Origin of the sequence: Pedobacter sp. Leaf170, from assembly GCF_920984665.1 — a bacterium.
Classification (GTDB): domain Bacteria; phylum Bacteroidota; class Bacteroidia; order Sphingobacteriales; family Sphingobacteriaceae; genus Pedobacter.
Genome location: NZ_CAKLBP010000004.1, coordinates 94,617 through 115,166 on the forward strand (window position 1 = coordinate 94,617; position 20,550 = coordinate 115,166).

20 protein-coding genes are annotated in these 20,550 nt (G+C 36.4%); 17 read left to right on the forward strand and 3 right to left on the reverse strand.

Annotation, left to right across the window (positions count from 1 at the left end):
* Positions 1–310 precede the first annotated feature (310 nt).
* Entirely contained in the window at positions 311–1,096 is a 786-nt protein-coding gene (gene rsmA, locus LUA90_RS11155) for a 16S rRNA (adenine(1518)-N(6)/adenine(1519)-N(6))-dimethyltransferase RsmA (RefSeq protein ID WP_231460356.1), read from the reverse strand.
* 152 nt (positions 1,097–1,248) lie between these two features.
* On the opposite strand from rsmA, the gene pdxA reads away from it, so the two are divergent.
* The 17 genes from pdxA (at position 1,249) to ade (ending at position 19,408) form a co-directional block, all read left to right on the forward strand.
* Entirely contained in the window at positions 1,249–2,328 is a 1,080-nt protein-coding gene (gene pdxA, locus LUA90_RS11160) for a 4-hydroxythreonine-4-phosphate dehydrogenase PdxA (protein ID WP_231460357.1), read from the forward strand.
* Between the two features lie 398 nt (positions 2,329–2,726).
* The gene (locus tag LUA90_RS11165) at positions 2,727–3,446 is read left to right on the forward strand and encodes a DUF4412 domain-containing protein (protein ID WP_231460358.1); all 720 of its coding nucleotides are present in this window, start codon (positions 2,727–2,729) and stop codon (positions 3,444–3,446) included.
* Positions 3,447–3,482: 36 nt separating this feature from the next.
* Positions 3,483–4,325, forward strand: a complete 843-nt coding sequence (locus LUA90_RS11170; RefSeq protein ID WP_231490997.1) for a sulfurtransferase — start codon at positions 3,483–3,485, stop codon at positions 4,323–4,325.
* Positions 4,326–4,438: 113 nt separating this feature from the next.
* Positions 4,439–4,969 (forward strand): DUF177 domain-containing protein, encoded by a 531-nt coding sequence (locus tag LUA90_RS11175; protein ID WP_231490998.1) that lies wholly within the window; start codon positions 4,439–4,441, stop codon positions 4,967–4,969.
* A 15-nt stretch (positions 4,970–4,984) separates the two neighbouring features.
* Positions 4,985–5,176 carry a 50S ribosomal protein L32 gene (rpmF, locus tag LUA90_RS11180; protein WP_231460361.1) on the forward strand — a complete coding sequence of 64 codons (192 nt, stop codon included), beginning with the start codon at positions 4,985–4,987 and terminating at the stop codon, positions 5,174–5,176.
* 100 nt (positions 5,177–5,276) lie between these two features.
* Positions 5,277–6,215, forward strand: coding sequence for a phosphate acyltransferase PlsX (gene plsX / locus LUA90_RS11185; RefSeq protein WP_231460362.1), 939 nt, complete (start codon positions 5,277–5,279; stop codon positions 6,213–6,215).
* A gap of 18 nt (positions 6,216–6,233) precedes the next feature.
* On the forward strand, positions 6,234–7,229 hold the full coding sequence (locus LUA90_RS11190; RefSeq protein ID WP_231460363.1) for a beta-ketoacyl-ACP synthase III: 996 nt from the start codon (positions 6,234–6,236) through the stop codon (positions 7,227–7,229).
* A 154-nt stretch (positions 7,230–7,383) separates the two neighbouring features.
* On the forward strand, positions 7,384–7,860 hold the full coding sequence (gene accB / locus LUA90_RS11195) for an acetyl-CoA carboxylase biotin carboxyl carrier protein (RefSeq protein WP_231460364.1): 477 nt from the start codon (positions 7,384–7,386) through the stop codon (positions 7,858–7,860).
* A gap of 44 nt (positions 7,861–7,904) precedes the next feature.
* A complete protein-coding gene (accC, locus tag LUA90_RS11200) occupies positions 7,905–9,251 on the forward strand; it encodes an acetyl-CoA carboxylase biotin carboxylase subunit (protein WP_231460365.1) in 1,347 nt (448 codons plus the stop codon).
* Between the two features lie 156 nt (positions 9,252–9,407).
* The gene (locus LUA90_RS11205; RefSeq protein WP_231490999.1) at positions 9,408–10,634 is read left to right on the forward strand and encodes an LVIVD repeat-containing protein; all 1,227 of its coding nucleotides are present in this window, start codon (positions 9,408–9,410) and stop codon (positions 10,632–10,634) included.
* Between the two features lie 118 nt (positions 10,635–10,752).
* Positions 10,753–11,637, forward strand: a complete 885-nt coding sequence (gene tatC / locus LUA90_RS11210) for a twin-arginine translocase subunit TatC (RefSeq protein ID WP_231460367.1) — start codon at positions 10,753–10,755, stop codon at positions 11,635–11,637.
* Between the two features lie 45 nt (positions 11,638–11,682).
* Positions 11,683–12,120: a ribose 5-phosphate isomerase B gene (gene rpiB, locus LUA90_RS11215; RefSeq protein ID WP_231460368.1), complete on the forward strand. Its 438-nt coding sequence runs from the start codon at positions 11,683–11,685 to the stop codon at positions 12,118–12,120.
* Between the two features lie 29 nt (positions 12,121–12,149).
* Positions 12,150–13,787 carry a M28 family peptidase gene (locus LUA90_RS11220; RefSeq protein ID WP_231460369.1) on the forward strand — a complete coding sequence of 546 codons (1,638 nt, stop codon included), beginning with the start codon at positions 12,150–12,152 and terminating at the stop codon, positions 13,785–13,787.
* Positions 13,788–13,871: 84 nt separating this feature from the next.
* Positions 13,872–15,260: a LutB/LldF family L-lactate oxidation iron-sulfur protein gene (locus LUA90_RS11225; protein WP_231460370.1), complete on the forward strand. Its 1,389-nt coding sequence runs from the start codon at positions 13,872–13,874 to the stop codon at positions 15,258–15,260.
* A gap of 83 nt (positions 15,261–15,343) precedes the next feature.
* A complete protein-coding gene (locus LUA90_RS11230) occupies positions 15,344–17,320 on the forward strand; it encodes a thiamine pyrophosphate-dependent enzyme (protein WP_231491000.1) in 1,977 nt (658 codons plus the stop codon).
* A gap of 169 nt (positions 17,321–17,489) precedes the next feature.
* Positions 17,490–17,759: a PH domain-containing protein gene (locus tag LUA90_RS11235; protein WP_231460372.1), complete on the forward strand. Its 270-nt coding sequence runs from the start codon at positions 17,490–17,492 to the stop codon at positions 17,757–17,759.
* Between the two features lie 5 nt (positions 17,760–17,764).
* Positions 17,765–19,408 (forward strand): adenine deaminase, encoded by a 1,644-nt coding sequence (gene ade, locus LUA90_RS11240; protein WP_231491001.1) that lies wholly within the window; start codon positions 17,765–17,767, stop codon positions 19,406–19,408.
* A 114-nt stretch (positions 19,409–19,522) separates the two neighbouring features.
* On the opposite strand, the gene LUA90_RS11245 is transcribed toward ade, so the two are convergent.
* Both LUA90_RS11245 and LUA90_RS11250 read right to left on the reverse strand, forming a co-directional pair.
* Entirely contained in the window at positions 19,523–20,128 is a 606-nt protein-coding gene (locus tag LUA90_RS11245; RefSeq protein WP_231491002.1) for a SprT-like domain-containing protein, read from the reverse strand.
* Positions 20,129–20,172: 44 nt separating this feature from the next.
* The gene (locus LUA90_RS11250; RefSeq protein ID WP_231460375.1) at positions 20,173–20,550 is read right to left on the reverse strand and encodes a GxxExxY protein; all 378 of its coding nucleotides are present in this window, start codon (positions 20,548–20,550) and stop codon (positions 20,173–20,175) included.

The window sequence follows — 20,550 nt, forward strand, 5'->3', positions numbered from 1 at the left end:
ATTTTATGCCGCAAAGGAAAGGAGAAACTGGAATAAATTAATCATCGCTTTGCAAGAAAATTTGAAGGATAATTAATTCATAAATACAATGTAAGACTAAGCAGTAAATAGGATTTGTCTTAGCCAGACAGGCTTTTTTCTTTTGACAACAAAAGAAACAAATTGCCGGCTGAAAATTTTTGTATTGAAGCCACTGCTTTGGCTTTAACAGAATAGCCCCAAAAATTTATGAGGCCGGTTTTAAGTAAAACGTAGGTTTTGTGCGAAGGCTACACAAATTTAACAATTTCAACAGCTACAAAATAAAATATTAAGCTTCCATTAATTTACTTACATGTTGTGTTAAAGCTACAAAATCAGCAACTGTTAATTGCTCTGCTCGTTTTTCGAAATAAATATGATTATCCATTTTATCTTTTGGCATTACAGCCGAAACCGCATTACGCAATGTTTTTCTACGTTGATTAAAACCTGCCTTAACCACACGCCAAAACAGTTTTTCATCGCAATCTAAAGTTTCAATTTCATTTCTTGTTAAGCGAATAACAGCCGAATGAACTTTTGGCGGTGGATTAAACGTACCCGGTTTTACGGTAAACAAATATTCAATTTTATAATATGCTTGCAGAAAAACACTTAAAATACCATAATCTTTTGTTCCAGCTGGTGATGCGCAACGTTGTGCAACTTCTTTCTGAAACATCCCAACCATTTCAACTACTTTATGACGATTATCTAAAATTTTGAACAAAATCTGAGATGAAATATTGTATGGGAAATTACCGATAATGGCAAACTGACCTGGAAAAATATCGTCGAAATTTAGCTTTAAAAAATCGCCGTTTATTAATCTATCTCCCAGTTGGGGATATTTCTCATTCAAGAAATGAAAAGATTCTGTATCAATATCAATTAAATAGGTTTGCAAATCCTGGCGCTGAAGCAAAAAATCGGATAAAATTCCCATCCCCGGACCAACTTCTAAAACCTGATTATATTTATCGGTATTAACCAAACTTTCTACAATTCGGTTTGCTATGCCTTTATCAGTTAAAAAATGTTGACCTAAATGTTTTTTTGCTTTTACTAAACTCATGGAAACAAAGGTAATGATTTAAGATGGAAGGTGTAAGCTTTAGGGCGTAAGGTATGGTAATTCAATCTATAAAGCCTATACCTTAAACCTTCCGCCCTATACCTTAATTATCAAATCAAATCAGTATTTTGCGCTAAAATTTTCCATTAATTATGAGCAGTAAACTTAAAATTGGTATTAGTATAGGCGATGTGAACGGTATAGGTTTAGAGGTGATTATTAAAACGCTTTCTAATCCGGCTATTCTAAATTATTGCACACCAATTGTTTACGGCCATACAAAGGTTTCTTCTTTCCACAGAAAAGCAAATAACCTTGGCGATTTTAGTTTCAACGTAATTAATCATGCAAATCAGGCGCAAGTTAAAAAAGCGAATATGATAAATTGCTGGGAAGAAGATGTTAAAATAGAACTTGGCCAGGTTACAGAAACTGGCGGAAAATATGCGCTTTTATCATTAGAAAGGGCAACAGCCGATTTAGTTAGCGGCGAAATTGACGCTTTGGTTACAGCGCCGATTAACAAACATAACATTCAATCAGATACTTTTTCTTTCCCCGGTCATACCGAATATTTGCAGGAAAAAAGCGGCAGTAAAGATGTGCTGATGTTTTTAGTTAGCGAAGGTTTACGCGTGGGCGTAGTAACCGGACATATCCCTGTTAAAGATGTACCCACAGCCATCACAAAAGAAAAAATCATAAATAAAATTCGTTTAATAAACGAAAGTTTAAAGAAAGATTTCTGGATTGAGAAGCCAAAAATTGCTGTTTTGGGCTTAAATCCACATGCCAGCGATAACGGTTTGCTTGGTGCAGAAGAGGCCGAAATTATTACCCCAGCAATTGAGGAAGCTTACGGCAAAGGCATTATGTGTTTTGGTCCGTACCCTGCCGATGGTTTTTTTGGCAACGGCAGTTATAAAAAATTCGATGCCGTTTTGGCCATGTATCACGATCAGGGCTTAATTCCTTTCAAAACTTTGGCTTTTCACAATGGTGTTAATTATACAGCAGGTTTAAACTTTGTGCGCACCTCTCCCGATCATGGCACGGGCTACGATATTGCCGGCAAAGACTTAGCAGACTCAACCTCATTTACCGAAGCACTATTCTCTGCTATCCACATCGTAAAAAACCGCAGAGAGCAAGAGGAAATGCTAATCAACCAGTTACGCACAGGCGGAAAGGTTGTAGAAACACAGTTCGATATTAAAGACGATGCTTCTTAAAGTTTAAAGCAGAAAGCTTAAAGTTTAAAGCTTTTTTTTCAGAAAAGCAATTCCGGCTTTTCATCGGTTTCGATAGTCCTGCTATGCGTTGCAATCTTTTTTGGTAATTGCCATGCTGAGCTTGTAGAAACACTGCAACAAAAAAGTATTGCTACTTCTATCAGGTTTATTTCAGTACAAACTGTGCAATAAGGCAAAATGAGCGGCACAAAAAAAATTCAATAATTATAATAGCAGAAAGAACTGCATTCATTTAACTATGTAAAGCTTTTTTTTATCTGACCAATCCTTAGGCTTCAGGCGCTTTTCAAAAAGCAAAAAACATTAAAAAAAATGGAAATTCCCTATCCATGATTCGATAAAATTGCTGAACTTTAAAGAAACCAAAACCTACAGCTATGAAAAAATCACTATTATTTCTCTCTGTTTTATTTGTTTCGATTGTAATTTCGAATGCTGCAATAGCCGCTGATGTTTATGCTGAATACGAAATTACAGGAATGACGCCAAGCCCGGTAATTAGTAAAATGTATAGTAAAAATGGTAATATACGTACAGAAGTAAATATGAAAATGGCAGGCAGTCAAATCAATACTACAACACTAATGCTTAAAAGCAACCCGGGTGTAACAATGGTTTTTAATTCGATGACGAAAACTTATACAGAAACCAAAAGTGGCAAAAATGCTGCGGTAAAAAATTTTACGGTTAAGGTAATAGGTAATGAAAAGATTGGAAAATATAACTGTAACCATGTTAGAATGACATCTGATGGCAAATCGTGGGATGTTTGGTACAGTAAGGATTTACCTCCCATTAACTTCCCGGTAAATGGCAGCAACATTAGCGACGATAAAATTGTAGCAGAGTTAAAAAGTAAAGGCGTAACGGGTATGCCCGTAAAAATTGCTTTTCTTAAACCAGGTACAACCCTACCATCAATGACTATGCTGTTAAAAAAATACGAGCCTAAAAATCTTGACGCCTCTTTGTTTACAATTCCGGCGGGTTACAAAAAAAGCAGCGTAAATTTCAATGCAGAAAAAATGAAAAACATGAGTCCTGCTGAACGTAAAGAAATGATGATGAAGATGATGCGTGAACAAATGAAACAATAATTATCATCTGGCTACTTAATTGCAAAAATTAATCAAATGCAAAAAAAACTTTCACCAATTATAAAACCCGAAGATTTAACCTGGTTAAATTTCGATGAAGAAATTGTAATCATAGATGCTAGCGCTGGTTCAAAATCGAGATACGATGAAGAACATCTGGCCGGTGCAATTTTTGCCGATGTAAATGAAGATTTAGCCACAGTAGGAGATTTTGCTGAAGGTGGACGCCATCCGCTACCTACACCAGAGCGTTTCGCTACGGTTTTACAAAAACTTGGAATAACAAAACATAGCCACGTTATTGTGTATGACGATAAAAATGGTGGGAATGCTGCTGCCAGATTTTGGTGGATGTTAAGGGCAATAGGACATGAAAACGTACAAGTTATTGATGGTGGTTATCAGGCTGCCGTTAAATCTGGATTTCCGGTAACTCATAAAACAGAAATACCAAAATCTGTAGACAGTTATAAAGCAGATAACTGGAGTTTGCCATTAACGGATATTGATGAAGTAGAAAAAACTTCAAAATCAAACGAAAGTATTGTAATTGATGTTCGTGATGCTAATCGCTATGCAGGATTAACCGAGCCAATTGATACCATTGCCGGCCATATTCCTGGTGCCATAAATATTCCATTTACAGAAAATCTTGATAACGACGGCCGTTTTTTAGCGCCTGAAGTTTTAAAAGAGAAATATACTTCCACACTCTCTGCTGTTAAACCTGAAAATGTAATCGTTCATTGCGGCTCTGGCATTACGGCTTGCCATACTTTATTAGCACTGGATTATGCCGGCTTACAAATTCCAAAACTTTACGTAGGCTCGTGGAGTGAGTGGAGCCGAAACAATAAGGAAATGATATTAAAAAGCTAAACCTTTAAGGTTTTAAAAACCTCACAGGTTTTTTTACAGCGAACAATTTTTAAAAAACATTTTTAATCTAACTATTTTATCCCTACATTTGCAGGCTAAAATTTTACAGTACTTTGAACCCGCTAAAACAATTTTCAGTACCGTTTACCGGATTAAAATTGGGAAGCCATCATTTTGAATATGAGCTTGATGACACCTTTTTTGGTGCCTTTGAGTACTCGATGATTAAAAATGGTAATTTAAAAGTTGACCTGGAACTTGAGAAACAAGAAACCATGTTGCTACTTAAATTTAAAGTTTTAGGTACTGTTAATTTAGATTGCGATAAATGCCTTTCGGAATTTGCTTTACCAATCAATTTGTACGAAAGGCAAATTGTAAAGTTTGCAGAAGATGAACTTGAAAGCGATGATGAAGAAATTATTTCATTAAGCAGAAAAGAAACTTCGATTGATATATCGAAGCCACTATACGAAATGATTAACGTAGCAGTGCCTTATATCAAAAACTGCGAGCAGGCTGGTAAAGAATGTGATCAGGAAATGATTGATAGATTAGAACAACTTTCTATCGACAAGCAAGCTGAAGAAAATGAACAAATAAGCGACCCACGTTGGGAAGCACTTAATAAGTTAAAAAAATAATTAGATTATACACCAATGGCACATCCAAAACGGAAAATCTCGAAACAGAGAAAAAATAAAAGAAGAACGCACTATAAAGCTGAGCTTCCTTCTTTAGCAACTTGCGCAACTACAGGTGCTATCCACGTACCTCACCGTGCATATAACGTTGATGGTAACTTATACTATAACGGTAAATTGGTTATCGAAAATACTCAAATCGGGTAATTTTCTTAAAAAATTGTTTGTGTTTTCAGCGGCTTTAGTCATACCTTAGTCAACTGAAAAATCAGGATTTTACCTGTACTAACACAAACAGATTTTTTCTATGAAAATAGGCCTCGACATAATGGGCGGAGACTATGCTCCCAAAGCTGTAGTTTTGGGAGCAATAGCAGCTCATCAATCGCTAAACGCTGGTGAACATTTAGTTCTTATCGGCGATACCGAGCAGATTAAACCAATTCTTGCAGAAGAAGGATTTAATCCAGATCATTTTGAATACGTTCATACTGATGAAGTTATTGGTATGGGCGAACATCCCACAAAAGCAATTGTTCAGAAACCGAACTCGAGCATAGCCGTTGGTTTTAACCTTTTAAAAGGTGGTAAAATCGATTCTTTTGCAAGTGCCGGTAATTCTGGCGCAATGTTGGTTGGCGCTGTTTTTAGCGTTAAAACCATTCCGGGCATTATCCGCCCATGCTTATGTACAATCCTTCCAAAAATTAAAGGCGGTACCGGTTTATTATTAGACGTTGGTGCAAATGCCGATTGCAAACCTGATATTTTACTTCAATTTGGTGCTTTGGGCAGTTTATATGCAGAAAATTTATTGCAGATAAATAACCCTAAGGTTGCTTTAATGAATATTGGTGAAGAAGATGAGAAAGGTAACATGCTAAGCATGGCTACTTTTCCGTTAATGAGAGATACCAACTTATATAATTTTGTGGGCAATGTTGAAGGTAGAGATTTATTCAACGATAAAGCTGATGTAATTGTTTGTGATGGTTTTACAGGAAATGTGATGCTTAAGTTAGCAGAATCATTTTATGTGATGACGGTTAAAAAAGGATTAAAAGATGAGTTTTTTGATCGCTTTAATTACGAACAATATGGCGGAAGCCCTGTTCTGGGGGTTAATGCACCTGTAGTTATCGGACACGGAATTTCTAGTCCGCTGGCTGTTAAAAATATGGTACTTCAATCTAGAGAAATGATTACGACCGGTTTGGTAGAAAAAATTAGAACGGCATTTAATTAATTTATTAAAATTTTTAAAATGAGTAAAATTCACGCTGCTATTACGGCAGTAAATGGTTACGTTCCTGATTATGTGCTTACAAACGCAGAGTTAGAAACTATGGTTGATACTTCGGATGAATGGATTACCAGTAGAACGGGAATTAAAGAACGTAGAATTTTAAAAGGTGAAGGCTTAGGCACATCAGATATGGCAGTACATGCCGTGAATGGCTTGCTTAAAAAACGCGGTATTGATGCAAAGGAAATTGAATTAATTATTTTTTGCACCACTACTCCTGATTTTACCTTTCCTGCTACCGCAAATGTTTTAGCAGATAAAATTGGTGCTACAAATGCCTGGGGTTGGGATTTACAAGCAGCTTGTTCTGGCTTTATTTTCGGCTTGGCAACTGGAGCTTCATTTATTGAATCGGGCAGACATAAAAAAGTTTTAGTGGTTGGCGGCGATAAAATGTCGTCAATTATTAATTATGAAGACCGTACAACTTGTATCATTTTTGGTGATGGTTGTGGCTGTGCATTATTAGAACCTAATGAAGAAGGTTTTGGAATTCAAGATTCTATTTTAAGAACGGATGGTGCTGGAAGAGATTTCTTAGGCATGAAGGCTGGCGGTTCTGTTAAACCTGCCACACACGAAAGCATTGATGCAAGAGAACATTTTGCACACCAGGAAGGACCAACAGTATTTAAATTTGCGGTAACTAATATGGCAGATGTTGCAGCCGAAATTATGGAGCGCAACAGCTTAACATCAAATGATGTTGCCTGGTTAGTGCCTCACCAAGCAAACAAACGCATTATAGATGCTACCGCAAACCGCATGGGTGTATCTACTGATAAGGTGATGATAAATATTGAGCGTTACGGTAATACAACAAATGGTACAATTCCATTATGTTTATGGGAATGGGAAAGCAAACTTAAAAAAGGCGATAATATTGTACTTGCAGCTTTTGGCGGTGGCTTTACCTGGGGTTCTATTTACCTAAAATGGGCATACAATAGTTAGTTAATTGGTTTCTTAGTTGGTTAGGATTGTACATCATTCCAAAAAAACGAAAAATCGAGAAACCGAACAAGCAAACAACAAAGAATAAAACAAAAAAAGTATAACTTAGTTAATTCATTTTATACACTATTTTTTACATAACAAGGATTAAAAAATGGATATCAAACAAATACAAGAACTGATTAAATTTGTTTCTCGTTCTGGCGTAAATGAAGTTGCAATTGAGCAAGAAAATTTCAAAATTACGATTAAAACAAATCAAGCACCTACTGTTGTGCATGCCACTGTACCTCAAGCACCGCTTGTACAGGCAGCAGCGCCGGTAGCAACCGCCCCAACTGCACCTGTTGCGGCTACACCAGCAGTACCAGTTGCAGATGATACATCTAAATACATCACAATTAAATCGCCAATGATTGGTACTTTCTACCGTTCATCAAGCCCTGATAAACCTATGTTTGTTAATGTTGGTGATGAAATCGGTACTGGTAAAGTTGTTTGTATTATCGAAGCAATGAAACTTTTTAACGAAATTGAAAGTGAAGTTTCTGGCCGTATTGTTAAAATTTTAGTTGATAATGCTTCTCCAGTTGAATACGATCAACCATTATTTTTAGTAGAACCTATTTAATTAGCGAATTAATCAGTTAGCTAATTAGCTAATAAACAAGCATTATGTTTAAAAAAATACTAATTGCCAACAGGGGAGAAATCGCTTTGCGTATTATCCGTACCTGTAAGGAAATGGGCATCAAAACGGTTGCTGTTTACTCTACCGCCGATCGCGAAAGTTTACATGTACGTTTTGCTGATGAGGCCGTTTGTATTGGACCTCCGCCTAGCAAAGATTCTTACTTAAATATTCCTAATATAATTTCGGCTGCCGAATTAACTAACGCCGACGCGATTCACCCTGGTTACGGCTTTTTATCTGAAAATGCTAAATTTTCAAATATCTGCCGTGAGTATAATATCAAATTTATTGGTGCTACTCCTGAGCAGATAAACGGTATGGGTGATAAAGCTTCGGCTAAGGAAACCATGAAAAAAGCTGGCGTACCAACTATTCCAGGTTCTGATGGTTTATTATCTAGCGTTAAGGAGGGTATTGTAATTGCAAACGAAATGGGCTACCCGGTTATACTTAAAGCAACTGCCGGTGGTGGTGGCCGTGGTATGCGTGTAGTTTGGAAAGATGAAGATTTCGAAAATGCATGGGATAGTGCTCGTCAGGAATCTGGTGCTGCATTTGGTAACGATGGTTTATATTTAGAAAAATATATTGAAGATCCTCGCCACATTGAAATTCAGGTTATTGGAGATCAGTTTGGTAAGGCTTGTCACTTATCTGAACGTGACTGCTCTATTCAGCGCCGTCACCAGAAATTGGTTGAAGAATCTCCTTCTCCATTTATGACGGATGAACTTCGGGTAAGAATGGGCGAAGCCGCTATTAAAGGTGCACAAGCTGTAAATTATGAAGGTGCGGGAACTATTGAGTTTTTAGTAGATAAACACCGTAACTTCTACTTTATGGAAATGAATACCCGTATTCAGGTAGAGCATCCGGTAACAGAAGAAGTAATTAATTTCGATTTAATTAAAGAACAAATTAAAGTTGCTGCAGGTATTCCAATTTCTGGAAAAAATTATACTCCAGAAATGCATGCAATTGAATGTCGTATTAATGCAGAAGATCCGGCAAATAACTTCCGGCCATCACCTGGAAAAATTACAAATTTCCACTCGCCGGGCGGACATGGGGTTCGTGTTGATACACATGTGTACGCAGGATACCAAATTCCGCCGAATTACGATTCGATGATTGCAAAATTAATTTGCGTTGCACAAACACGCGAAGAAGCAATTTGTACAATGGAACGTGCTTTAAGTGAATTTGTAATTGAAGGTATCAAAACAACAATTCCTTTCCATTTACAATTAATGAAAGACCCTAACTTTAGGGCGGGGAATTTCACTACAAAATTTATGGAAACATTTGATTATGTAGATTCGCAATAAAATATTTAAAATCATTTTATAAAGCCAGGTTTTTAAAAACGCCTGGCTTTTTTTGTTACAAGGGATTAGAAAATCATCCAAAGTCTTTTAAAAAATTAACGCTAACCTTGTAGCGTTTAGGTAATTGCCATCGTTTTGCCTTAAAACCACTAAACAATGAAAAACTATTTACTTAACGGACTTATGGCAATATTCGCTATAGCGATATTTAGCCAGTGCAAAAAAAATGAAGACAATGATCTAAAGCTAATCCAGATTAGTAAGTTAATTACTGTTGAAGCCATGAGAACGCTTCCTGTTGGCCTAACGAAAGCAATAGCGGTAAAAAAGCCGGGCAAAATATACATCTACAACGATTATCTGTTTATTAATGAGCCAAATAAGGGCATCCATATCTATAACAATGCTAACCCTAATGCTCCTGTTAACCTGGCGTTTTTGCAAATTCCGGGTAATGTAGATTTGGCGATAAGCAATAATGTTTTGTATGCTGATAGTTACGTGGATTTATTGGCTTTCGATATCACTTCAGTAGCCAATATTAAACAGATAAAAAGATTACCTGATGTTTTCAAACAGTTTTACGCCTTGGGCTATAGTAATCAAAAATATGTAGTTACCTATAAAGATACCCTGGTTAGAGAAAATAACGCATCATCAGGTTTCAAAAACGATATAGCCTTTTACAGTTCGGCATCAAGCAGTTCATCAGGTCAGGGAGGTTCAATGGCAAGATTTACTTTATTAAACGATCATTTATACACAGTTGGAACGATGGATTTGAGTTTATTTGATGTAAAAGCGCCTGCAAATCCAACATTTGTAAAATCAATAAATTTAGGTTGGGGCGTAGAAACCATCTTTCCATACGATAACAAATTATTTATCGGAACGAATACTGGCATGCATATTTTTAACGCTGCCGATGCCGCAAATCCAGTAAAACTTTCTACTTACAGCCATATTTTTGCTTGCGACCCTGTAGTTGTGCAAGGAAAATATGCCTATGTAACCTTACGTATGGGTACATCCTGCAGGCAAGCTGTAAATCAGTTAGAAGTTGTTGATATAGAAGACCCAACTAAACCTAAGCAGGTTGCGGTGTTCCCAATGCTAAACCCACATGGCTTAAGTGTAAGTGGTAATAATTTATTCTTGTGTGAAGGCGATTATGGTATTAAAAGCTTCAACATCACCAACAAAATGGAAGTTGGAAAAAATATGCTACAGCACATTAACAATATAAAGAGTTATGATGTAATTGCCGGACCAAAATCTTTAATCGTTACCGGAGCAGATGGCGTTTATCAGTTTGCCTATTTCAATCCTGTTAATATGAAACAACTAAGTTTAATCAGAGTTGATAAATCAGCATCGTTATAAAATACTTTGTTATACAGCCCGCATTTTTATAGCGATTTCTCACAATAATATAAACTATTCTTATATTTAACACGTAGATACCATTCTATTCAATTAGAATGGTATTTTTGTTTTCAACATGAGCAACACTAGAGAAAAATCATCCCTTACCAAAGCCATTGGCCAACGCAGTACAACCTTAGAGGCAGAAATGTCCTTCTTCGATCATCTTGATGTTTTACGTAAGCACTTAATCAGAGCAGCAATCGCAATTGCAGTATTTACAGGGGTTGCATTTTATTTTAATGAAGAAATATTAGATAAAATTATTTTCGGTCCTAAAAAACCAGATTTCTGGACATATAGAATGATGTGTAAACTGGTTGATATGTTTCCATCATTAGGAAAAGATATGTGTATAACCAAAATTAATGGCGAAATTATTAACACGGAAATGGCCGGGCAATTTAATTTGCAGTTAAATGTTTGTGTAATGTGCGGTATCGTTGTTGGCTTTCCTTATCTCCTTTGGGAAATATGGAGATTTATAAAACCAGCATTACACGAAAATGAACGCAAATCTGCTAGTGGTTTTGTATTTTTTGCTTCTGTTCTGTTCATCATCGGTATCTTTTTTGGGTATTTTATTATTTGTGCTTTATCTATAAATTTCTTAACAGGATATACGGTTAGTACTGAAATTAAAAATACTTTTACCATTGATTCTTACGTATCATCTATTGCTACACTAACCCTCGGAACAGGAATTATCTTTGAATTACCAATAATCATATTTATACTTTCAAAGCTTGGATTAATGACGCCGAAGTTTATGAGGGCAAGTAGAAGATATGCCGTTGTTATCATCTTAATTATCGCAGCAATTGTAACACCAACGCCTGATATTTTAACCATGCTAACCGTTGCAGCGCCATTATTCTTACTTTATGAATTGAGTATTTTCGTTTCGGCATACATCGAAAGAAAGAAGAAAAAAGAAGATAAAGCGTTCTATGCTAACTAACAAAAACATTACGAATAGATTTCATAATTCTCTATAAATTTGGCCATGTCTGATAAAAAAATCAAAATTGCCATTGGAGCAGATCATGCTGGGTTTGAATACAAGGAAATGCTTAAAACTCACCTTTCAGATTATGAGGTTAAGGATTTTGGCGCCCATTCATTAGATTCTGTAGATTACCCAGATTTTGCTCATCCGGTAGCTTCTGCCGTAGAAAGTGGTGAATTTACCTACGGTATTTTGCTTTGTGGCTCGGCAAACGGCGTTGCCATAACAGCTAACAAACATCAGGGCATTAGAGCCGGATTATGCTGGGAAAATGAGGTAGCATCGTTAGTAAGAAAACATAATAATGCGAATGTTTTATGCATTCCGGCTAGATTTGTTTCTGAAGAACAAGCTAAAGAAATTACAACAACCTTTTTAAATACCGAATTTGAAGGTGGCAGACATCAAAACAGGGTAAATAAAATATCCTGCTAAATTTAATTGCAACTAACTTTACTAAAAAAATGAATAAAAAATTTTTAACACTTGGCTTTGTGTCACTACTTGCTGCAAGTAGCTTCGCTCAGGTTAAACCATTAGTTCCAAATAAGGATGCTATAAGGTTTAGCAAAGTCATCAATCCAGAAAACGGCTATAAACACTTATCTGTTTTAGCTTCTGATGAATATGAGGGCAGAGAAACCGGTAAGAAAGGTGCATGGATGGCTGCAGATTACATTCGTGATTATTTTAAATCAATTGGCTTAAAAGGTCCTGTTGATGGTAGTTATTTTCAAAAAATTGATTTGGCTAATTTTTCGATAACACAAAGTTCTTTAACTATCAATGGCCAGCCAAAACAATTGTATAACGATTATTTAATAACCAGCAATTCGGTTGGGTTAAACGGTTTTACTTTTAGTGCTGATGATTTAGTTTTTGCTGGTTACGGTGTAAATAAAGATGGATACAACGATTTTGAAGGGTTAAATCTTGAAGGAAAAGTTGTAGTTATTTTTGGAAGCGGAGACCCAACAGCTAAACCTGAAGACAAACAAGACAGAAGAACAATGATGATGGCAAGAGCCAGAAAAGTTACTTTTATCTCTCAAAGCAAAGCTAAAGCAGTTATAATTATCGACCCATCATTGGATAACAGAGCAGAGCAGCTAAAGGCTATTTATGGCGAAGGACAACCGGTAATGAAATCTCCGGAAGTTGTGGAGCGCATGAAAAGCCAAAATCCTTTTACCATGATTAGTGTAACTACGGCAACGGCTAACGAAATTTTAAAAATTGCAAATACTTCGGTAGAGGCTATTCAAAAGAAAATTGCAGAAACTAAAAAGCCAGCTTCTCAAGTTATTAACGTTGCAGTTTCTGCAAGCGCAATGAAATCTGAAGTGGCGGTTAGAGCCGAAAACGTTTTAGGATTTTTAGAAGGTTCTGACCCGAAATTAAAGAAAGAAGTTTTAGTATTAACCGGACACTATGACCATATTGGCTTAGTTGCAGATCCAAATGCTAAAGATAAAGTAAACAATGGCGCTGATGATGATGGCTCGGGAACTACTGGTGTTTTATTAATGGCGAAAGCATTTACTGATGCTAAAAAAGCAGGTAAAGGACCAAAGCGTAGTATTTTATTTATGACAGTTGTTGGCGAAGAGAAAGGACTTTGGGGTTCTGATTGGTATTCTTCTCATCCTGTTTTCCCAGTTGAAAATACAATTGCAAACTTAAATACAGATATGATTGGCCGTACTGGTGAATTATATTTGAATACACCAGATTCAGCTAATTACATCTATTCTGTTGGTTCTAATATGCTTAGTAGCGAGTTAGGAAAACTAAGTGAGCAAGTAAACGCAACTTACACAAAAATGAAACTGGATTATAAATATGATGATCCAAATGATACCGACCGCATTTATTATCGTTCTGATCATTATAACTTTGCGAAGTTGGGTATTCCTATTATTTTCTATTATGATGGAATGTTGCAACAAGATTATCACCAACCAGGAGATGAAGTAAGCAAGATTAACTTCCCACTTTTAGCGAAAAGAGCTCAATTAACCTACTATACGGCATGGGAATTGGCAAATCAAGCTAAACGACCGGCAGTTGATAGGGATGGAAAAGGAAATCCTAAGAAATAAATATTTAAAAAGCCTCGATATCTCAATCGGGGCTTTTTTATGCACATTACTTTTCGTGCCTGCTTAAATTCTTATCTTTGAAGTATGATCAAAACTGCCGAGGAATTTTTAGAGAAGTCTGATGAGAAAGCTTTCGATTTACCGCATCGTAAAACCATAAATTATAACATTGGTAAGTACAATACGGCTGTTGAGCGTGGCTTATCAAAATTCGAAAATCTCGAAGCATCAAAAAAGAAAGCACATGTTACAAAATGGCGGGTGATGGAAAATTTGGACAAATTCTTACCAGAATTTGAATCCAATTTTCAGCGTCGAGGTGGAAAAGTGATTTGGGCAAACGATGCAGCAGAAGCGCAGCAGGAAATTCTGAATATCATTAAAAGAAACAATGGTAAAACGGTTATCAAATCAAAATCGATGACTACGGAAGAAATCCATTTAAATGATTTTTTGGAAAGCAATCAAATAGAATCTTTAGAAAGTGATTTAGGTGAATATATTGTTCAGCTATTAGGGCAAGCGCCCTACCACATTGTTACTCCTGCAATGCACCTAAGCGCTACAGACATTGCGCAATTGTTTCACGATAAATTCGGAACGCCGCTTGATGCCACACCGCCGCAATTGGTACAAAAAGCAAGAGAATTGCTTCGTGATAAATATTTAAATGCTGATATTGGAATAAGTGGCGGAAACTTTTTAATTGCGGATACCGGAAGCATTGCCATTACAGAAAATGAAGGTAATGCCAGATTAAGTACAACCTTTCCAAAAATCCACATCGCAATCGTAGGTATAGAGAAAATTATTCCTTCAATTGCTGATTTAGATTTGTTTTGGCCTTTATTGGCATCACACGGAACTGGTCAAAATTTAACAGTTTACAATACCATTTTGAGCGGTCCACGGCAACCAAATGAAACCGATGGACCGGAAGAAATGTATGTTATCCTTTTAGATAATGGGCGTACCAATTTATTGGCTCAAAAAGACCAGCGTCAAGGTTTATATTGCATTCGTTGTGGAGCTTGCTTAAACGCTTGTCCGGTTTATAAAAATATTGGCGGCCATACCTACAATACCACTTATAGCGGACCAATTGGTTCGGTAATTACCCCGCATTTAAAAGGAATGGAAGAGTTTAAACATTTAAGCTACGCTTCCAGTTTATGCGGAAAATGTACGGAGGTATGCCCTGTTAAAATCGATATCCACAAAATGCTGTTACTTAATCGCAGAGATGCGGCAACCTCACACGAGAACAAGAAAGTAGAAGAAATAGGTTGGGGAATGTTTAACCGCATGATGCAAAAGCGAAAACTGATGGATTTATTTGGCGGAAAATTTAAAAACTTTATGCTAAAAACATTCTTCAAAAAAAGCTGGGGTAAATATCGCGAGTTGCCAAAGGTTGCTGATAAATCCTTTTCAAAACAATGGGATGATTTGAAGAAAGGTAAGGAGAATTAACAAATCATGCTCGGCTTATGATGTCTTTAATACTTGAATAAACAAAAATGATTTGATATCTGATACAATCCATCTAACCAAATATGCAATTTAACCGAGCTGATAAAGCCGACTCATTCTTACTGAATTTATATAAAAGATTGCTTTATCCTCGCATGGTTGAGGATAAAATGTTAAAACTTTTGCGTCAAGGTAGAATTGGAAAATGGTTTTCAGGTATTGGGCAGGAAGCAATTGCCGTTGGTTCGACTCTAGCCATGCAGAGCGATGAATACATTTTGCCTATGCATCGTAATTTAGGTGTTTTTACTTCTCGCGATATTTCCCTAAAAAAATTAATGGCGCAATGGCAAGGAAAGGCTAGCGGTTTTACCAAAGGCCGCGACCGATCCTTTCATTTTGGAACGCAAGACTATAAAATTATTGGGATGATATCTCATCTCGGTCCGCAGATGGCATTGGCTGATGGCATTGCATTGGCTGATGTTTTAGCAAAGAAGCAAAAGGCAACTTTGGTGTATACTGGAGAAGGTGCCACCAGTGAAGGCGATTTTCATGAAGCAATTAACGTTGCTGCTGTATGGAATTTACCTGTAATTTTTCTTATCGAAAATAATGGCTACGGTTTATCTACCCCAAAATCTGAACAATTTCGATGTAAAAATTTAGTTGATAAAGCGATTGGTTATGGTATAGAGGGTATTCAGATTGATGGAAATAACATCCTTGAAGTTTATCATACTATAGACAGAATCGCAAAAGATATCCGCCAAAATCCCCGCCCGGTTTTATTAGAATGTTTAACTTTTAGGATGCGAGGCCACGAGGAAGCATCGGGCACAAAATATGTTCCGCAGGAATTATTTGATGAATGGGAAAAGAAAGACCCGTTAAGCAACTACGAAGCTTATTTAATTGAAGAAGGAATTTTGACTATTGACTCAATTATCGATATCAGAGCAAGATTTAAAAAAGACATTGAGTTAGAAGTTGAGGAAGCTTTTGAGGAACCTGAGCCAGAGGTTGATTCCGTTCGAGAGGAAAACGATATGTATTATCCTCACGAGCAAAACGTGGTTCATGCAAATCAATCATCAACAGAAAAAAGATATTTAGATGCCATAACTGATGCTTTGGATTTGGCCATGCAGAAATACCCAAATTTAGTTTTAATGGGGCAAGACATTGCCGATTATGGTGGCGCATTTAAAATTACGGATGGTTTTACAAGCAAATATGGTAAAGGCAGGGTTCGGAATACGCCAATTTGCGAATCGGCAATTGTTGGTGCAGGTTTAGGCTTATCCATTAATGGTTACAAAGCCGTTGTAGAAATGCAGTTTGCAGATTTTGTAACGGTTGGTTTTAATCAGATTGTAAATAATTTGGCTAAAACGCATTATCGTTGGGGCGAAAAGGCCGATGTTGTTGTACGTATGCCTACGGGCGCAGGAACTGGCGCTGGTCCGTTTCACTCACAAAGTAACGAAGCTTGGTTTACCAAAACACCAGGTTTGAAAATTGTTTATCCGGCATTTCCTGAAGATGCTAAAGGTTTACTTTTGGCTGCAATTGAAGACCCAAATCCGGTATTGTATTTTGAACATAAATATCTATACAGAAGCTTATCCACTCCTATTCCTGATGGTTATTACATCACCAAAATTGGCAAAGCAGTAACCTTAAACAAAGGAAATAAATTCGTAATCATTACTTATGGTTTAGGGGTTCATTGGGCGTTAGATTATTTAAAAAACAATCCACAAAGTGATGCAGAATTAATTGATTTACGTACGTTACAACCTTGGGATAAAGAAACCGTTCGAGCAGCAGTAAAAGCAACCGGAAGGGTTTTAATATTACATGAAGATACACTTACCAATGGCTTTGGGGCAGAAATTTCAGCATGGATTGGCGAACATTGTTTTCAGGACTTGGATGCGCCAGTAATGCGTTGTGCAAGTTTAGATACTGCAATCCCGATGAATAAAGCGTTGGAGGATGAATTTTTGGCAAAGGCAAGATTGGCAGAAACCGTTGAAAAATTGCTTGTATACTAATATGACATTCAAAAGTAAGGTCGACTTATTTTACCTTATTATCGTAGTAATAACAATCTTGTTATTAATCAGCGTATCGATTTATACTTTGATAAGATGTACCGATGGTTTCTCAATTTTATATACATTTATCATATCAACGTTGGTTGGTACTTTACTCTTATGGTTATTGTTTGATACAAAATATACCATTCAAAATAAGGTTTTAAAGTATAGGTCTGGTCCTTTTTTTGGACAAATAAAAATTGATGAGATTAGGGAATTACAATTAAATACAAAGAGTTTTGTAGGTTTTAAACCGGCTTTGGCATGCAACGGAATTATTATAAAATATAATAAATGGAATGAAATTTACATAAGCCCCAAAGAAGTTGAACGCTTTGTTATAGAACTTACAAAGGTCAATCCTAAAATCATCACAACTTCAAATAATTTATAACAGAAATGAGCAATTTTAAAGTCGAAGGAAATATAGTTGACATCACAAAGCGAAATATTTTCTTTGGCGAAGTAGAGGTAGAAAACGGAAAGATAAAATCAATAAATAATATTTCCGAAGCAAAAGATAACACACATTTTGTCCTTCCGGGATTTATTGATAGCCACGTTCATATTGAGAGCAGCATGCTCATTCCAAGCGAATTTGCCAGGTTAGCTGTTGTGCATGGCACCGTTGCAACCATCAGCGATCCACACGAAATTGCTAATGTTTGCGGTATGCAAGGTGTAGAATTTATGATTGAAAACGGCAATACCGTTCCGTTTAAATTTAATTTTGGTGCACCAAGTTGTGTGCCGGCTACGATTTTTGAAACTGCGGGGGCTGAGTTAAATCATGAAGCTGTTAAAGCGCTTTTAGAAAGACCTGAAGTGAAATACTTGAGCGAAATGATGAATTTCCCGGGTGTGCTTAATAGCGACGAAGAAGTATTAAAAAAGATTGCTGCTGCACATGAATTGGGTAAACCAGTTGATGGTCACGCACCGGGCTTACGAGGCGATGCCGTTCAGCAATATATTGATGCAGGAATTTCTACCGACCATGAGTGTTTTACTGCCGAAGAAGCTTTGGATAAACTTCAATGTGGCATGAAAATTCTTATTCGCGAAGGCAGCGCTGCTAAAAATTTTGAAGCTTTGATTGATTTAATGAACGATTGGCCGCAAATGATGATGTTTTGCAGTGACGATAAACATCCTGATAGTTTGGTTGAAAATCATATAAATTCGCTATGCGCAAGAGCGGTGGTTAAAGGAATAGACATTTTTAATATTTTGCAGGCAGCTTGTATCAACCCAATACTTCATTATAAATTAGATGTTGGCGCACTGGAAATTGGCGATTACGCAGACTTTATCATTGCTGAAGATTTGGTAAACTTCAACATAAAGCAAACTTATATTGATGGCGTTTTACTAGCCGAAAATGGTAAAATGGTTGGCGATTGGGTCAAAACTGTTGACGATAGATCCTCCGTAAATCATTTCGAATGCAGCCTTAAAAAAGTAGAAGACTTTATCTATCCTTACCAAAACCAAAAGGAAATTCCGGTAATTGAAGCATTAGATGGGCAACTCATTACCAATAAATTGTTTTTTGCACCAAAGGTTGATAATGGAAACATCATTAGTGATTTGGATAATGATGTTTTAAAAATGGTTGTAGTCAACCGTTATAATGATGCGCCCGTTACAGTATCATTTGTTAAAAATTTCGGAATGAAAAGTGGCGCAATCGCATCGAGCGTGGCCCATGATAGTCATAACATTATTGCAGTTGGTGTAGATGATAAAAGCATTTGCGATGCTGTTAATCTGGTTATAAACGAAACCGGCGGAGTTGTAGCGATAGGGAATGGTAAAGAGGAAGTTTTGCCTTTACCTGTGGCGGGTTTAATGAGCAACCATAACGGTTACGAAGTTGCTGAGCGATACACTTCTATTGATAAATTTGCTAAAGAACTAGGCTCTACATTAGTCGCTCCCTTTATGACGCTTTCTTTTATGGCATTGCTGGTTATTCCTCATTTAAAATTGAGTGATAAAGGTTTGTTTGATGGCGATACATTCGGTTTTTTGATTGATTAGTTTTTAGCACCAAAATCTCGTCATTGCGAGGCACAGACGGAAACATTATTTGAAGAGATTCTGAAACAAGTTGAGAATGACGGCAGCAAAAAGATTGAACAACCAACAAACCAATCAACTAACAAAAACCTCTGCCAGCGGATTAAACAGATATACCCGTTTATCATCTAAACAAATACAACGATAACGTTTCCTGATGCGTTCGCCTTTGGTAAAACGCCTTCCATCTTTAATTTTAAAAACGGTGTTAATGGGTAATTGCTCTAAATGTAAAGTTTCAATTTTATCAGAATCGTATTTTTTTAGTGCCCGCGACAAGTGTAAATCAGAACAACTTGATGCTGCCGGATTAGACATGTAATTATCAATAGCCTTGTGTATATCCTGCGGAAAAATATTCATTTTGAAAAAAGGAACCATCATTCGCTGAAAGTTTTTCTTCCATTCTGCACCATGAGGCTTTACTTTATTTTTATAATCGTTCCAGGTTAAAAGATGTGCAAATTCATGCACGGTGGTTACTAAAAAAGCGTAATTATTTAAGTTAAAATTAACTGAAATTCTATGACCTTTACCTTGATATGGATGGCGGTAATCACCTAATTTGGTAGAACGTGTTTTAGAAATTTTGAATTCACATTGAAAATAATCTATCCATTTAGCAATTAAAGGCGCAGCCTGGGCAGGCATATATTGTGCTAAAACATTAACTTTCTCCATTTAACCGCAAAGTTCGCAAAGTTTTCCGCAAAGAAAAGAAAGATTTATAAGCCATTTACGATTCTTCTCAAACCATCTTTTAACCTGATTACATTAAAATTCATCAATAATCCTAATTTATAATTCCCCAGTTTCATATAAGTTAGTACTTGAGCCAAGTGTATATCATTGAGTGCTTCACAACTTTTCAACTCCAAAACGAATTTTCTTTCTACTAAAATATCGATTCTGTACCCACAATCAAGTCTTACATCCTCATAAATTAAAGGCATAGCTTTTTCCTTTTCAACAAATAAACCAGCTTTAGCAATTTTATAATATAGACATTCTTTATAAGCGCTTTCTAATAATCCCGGACCAAGCGCAGTATGTACTTCAATTGCTAAGCCGATAACAATTCTAGATAATTCATTTTCTTCCAT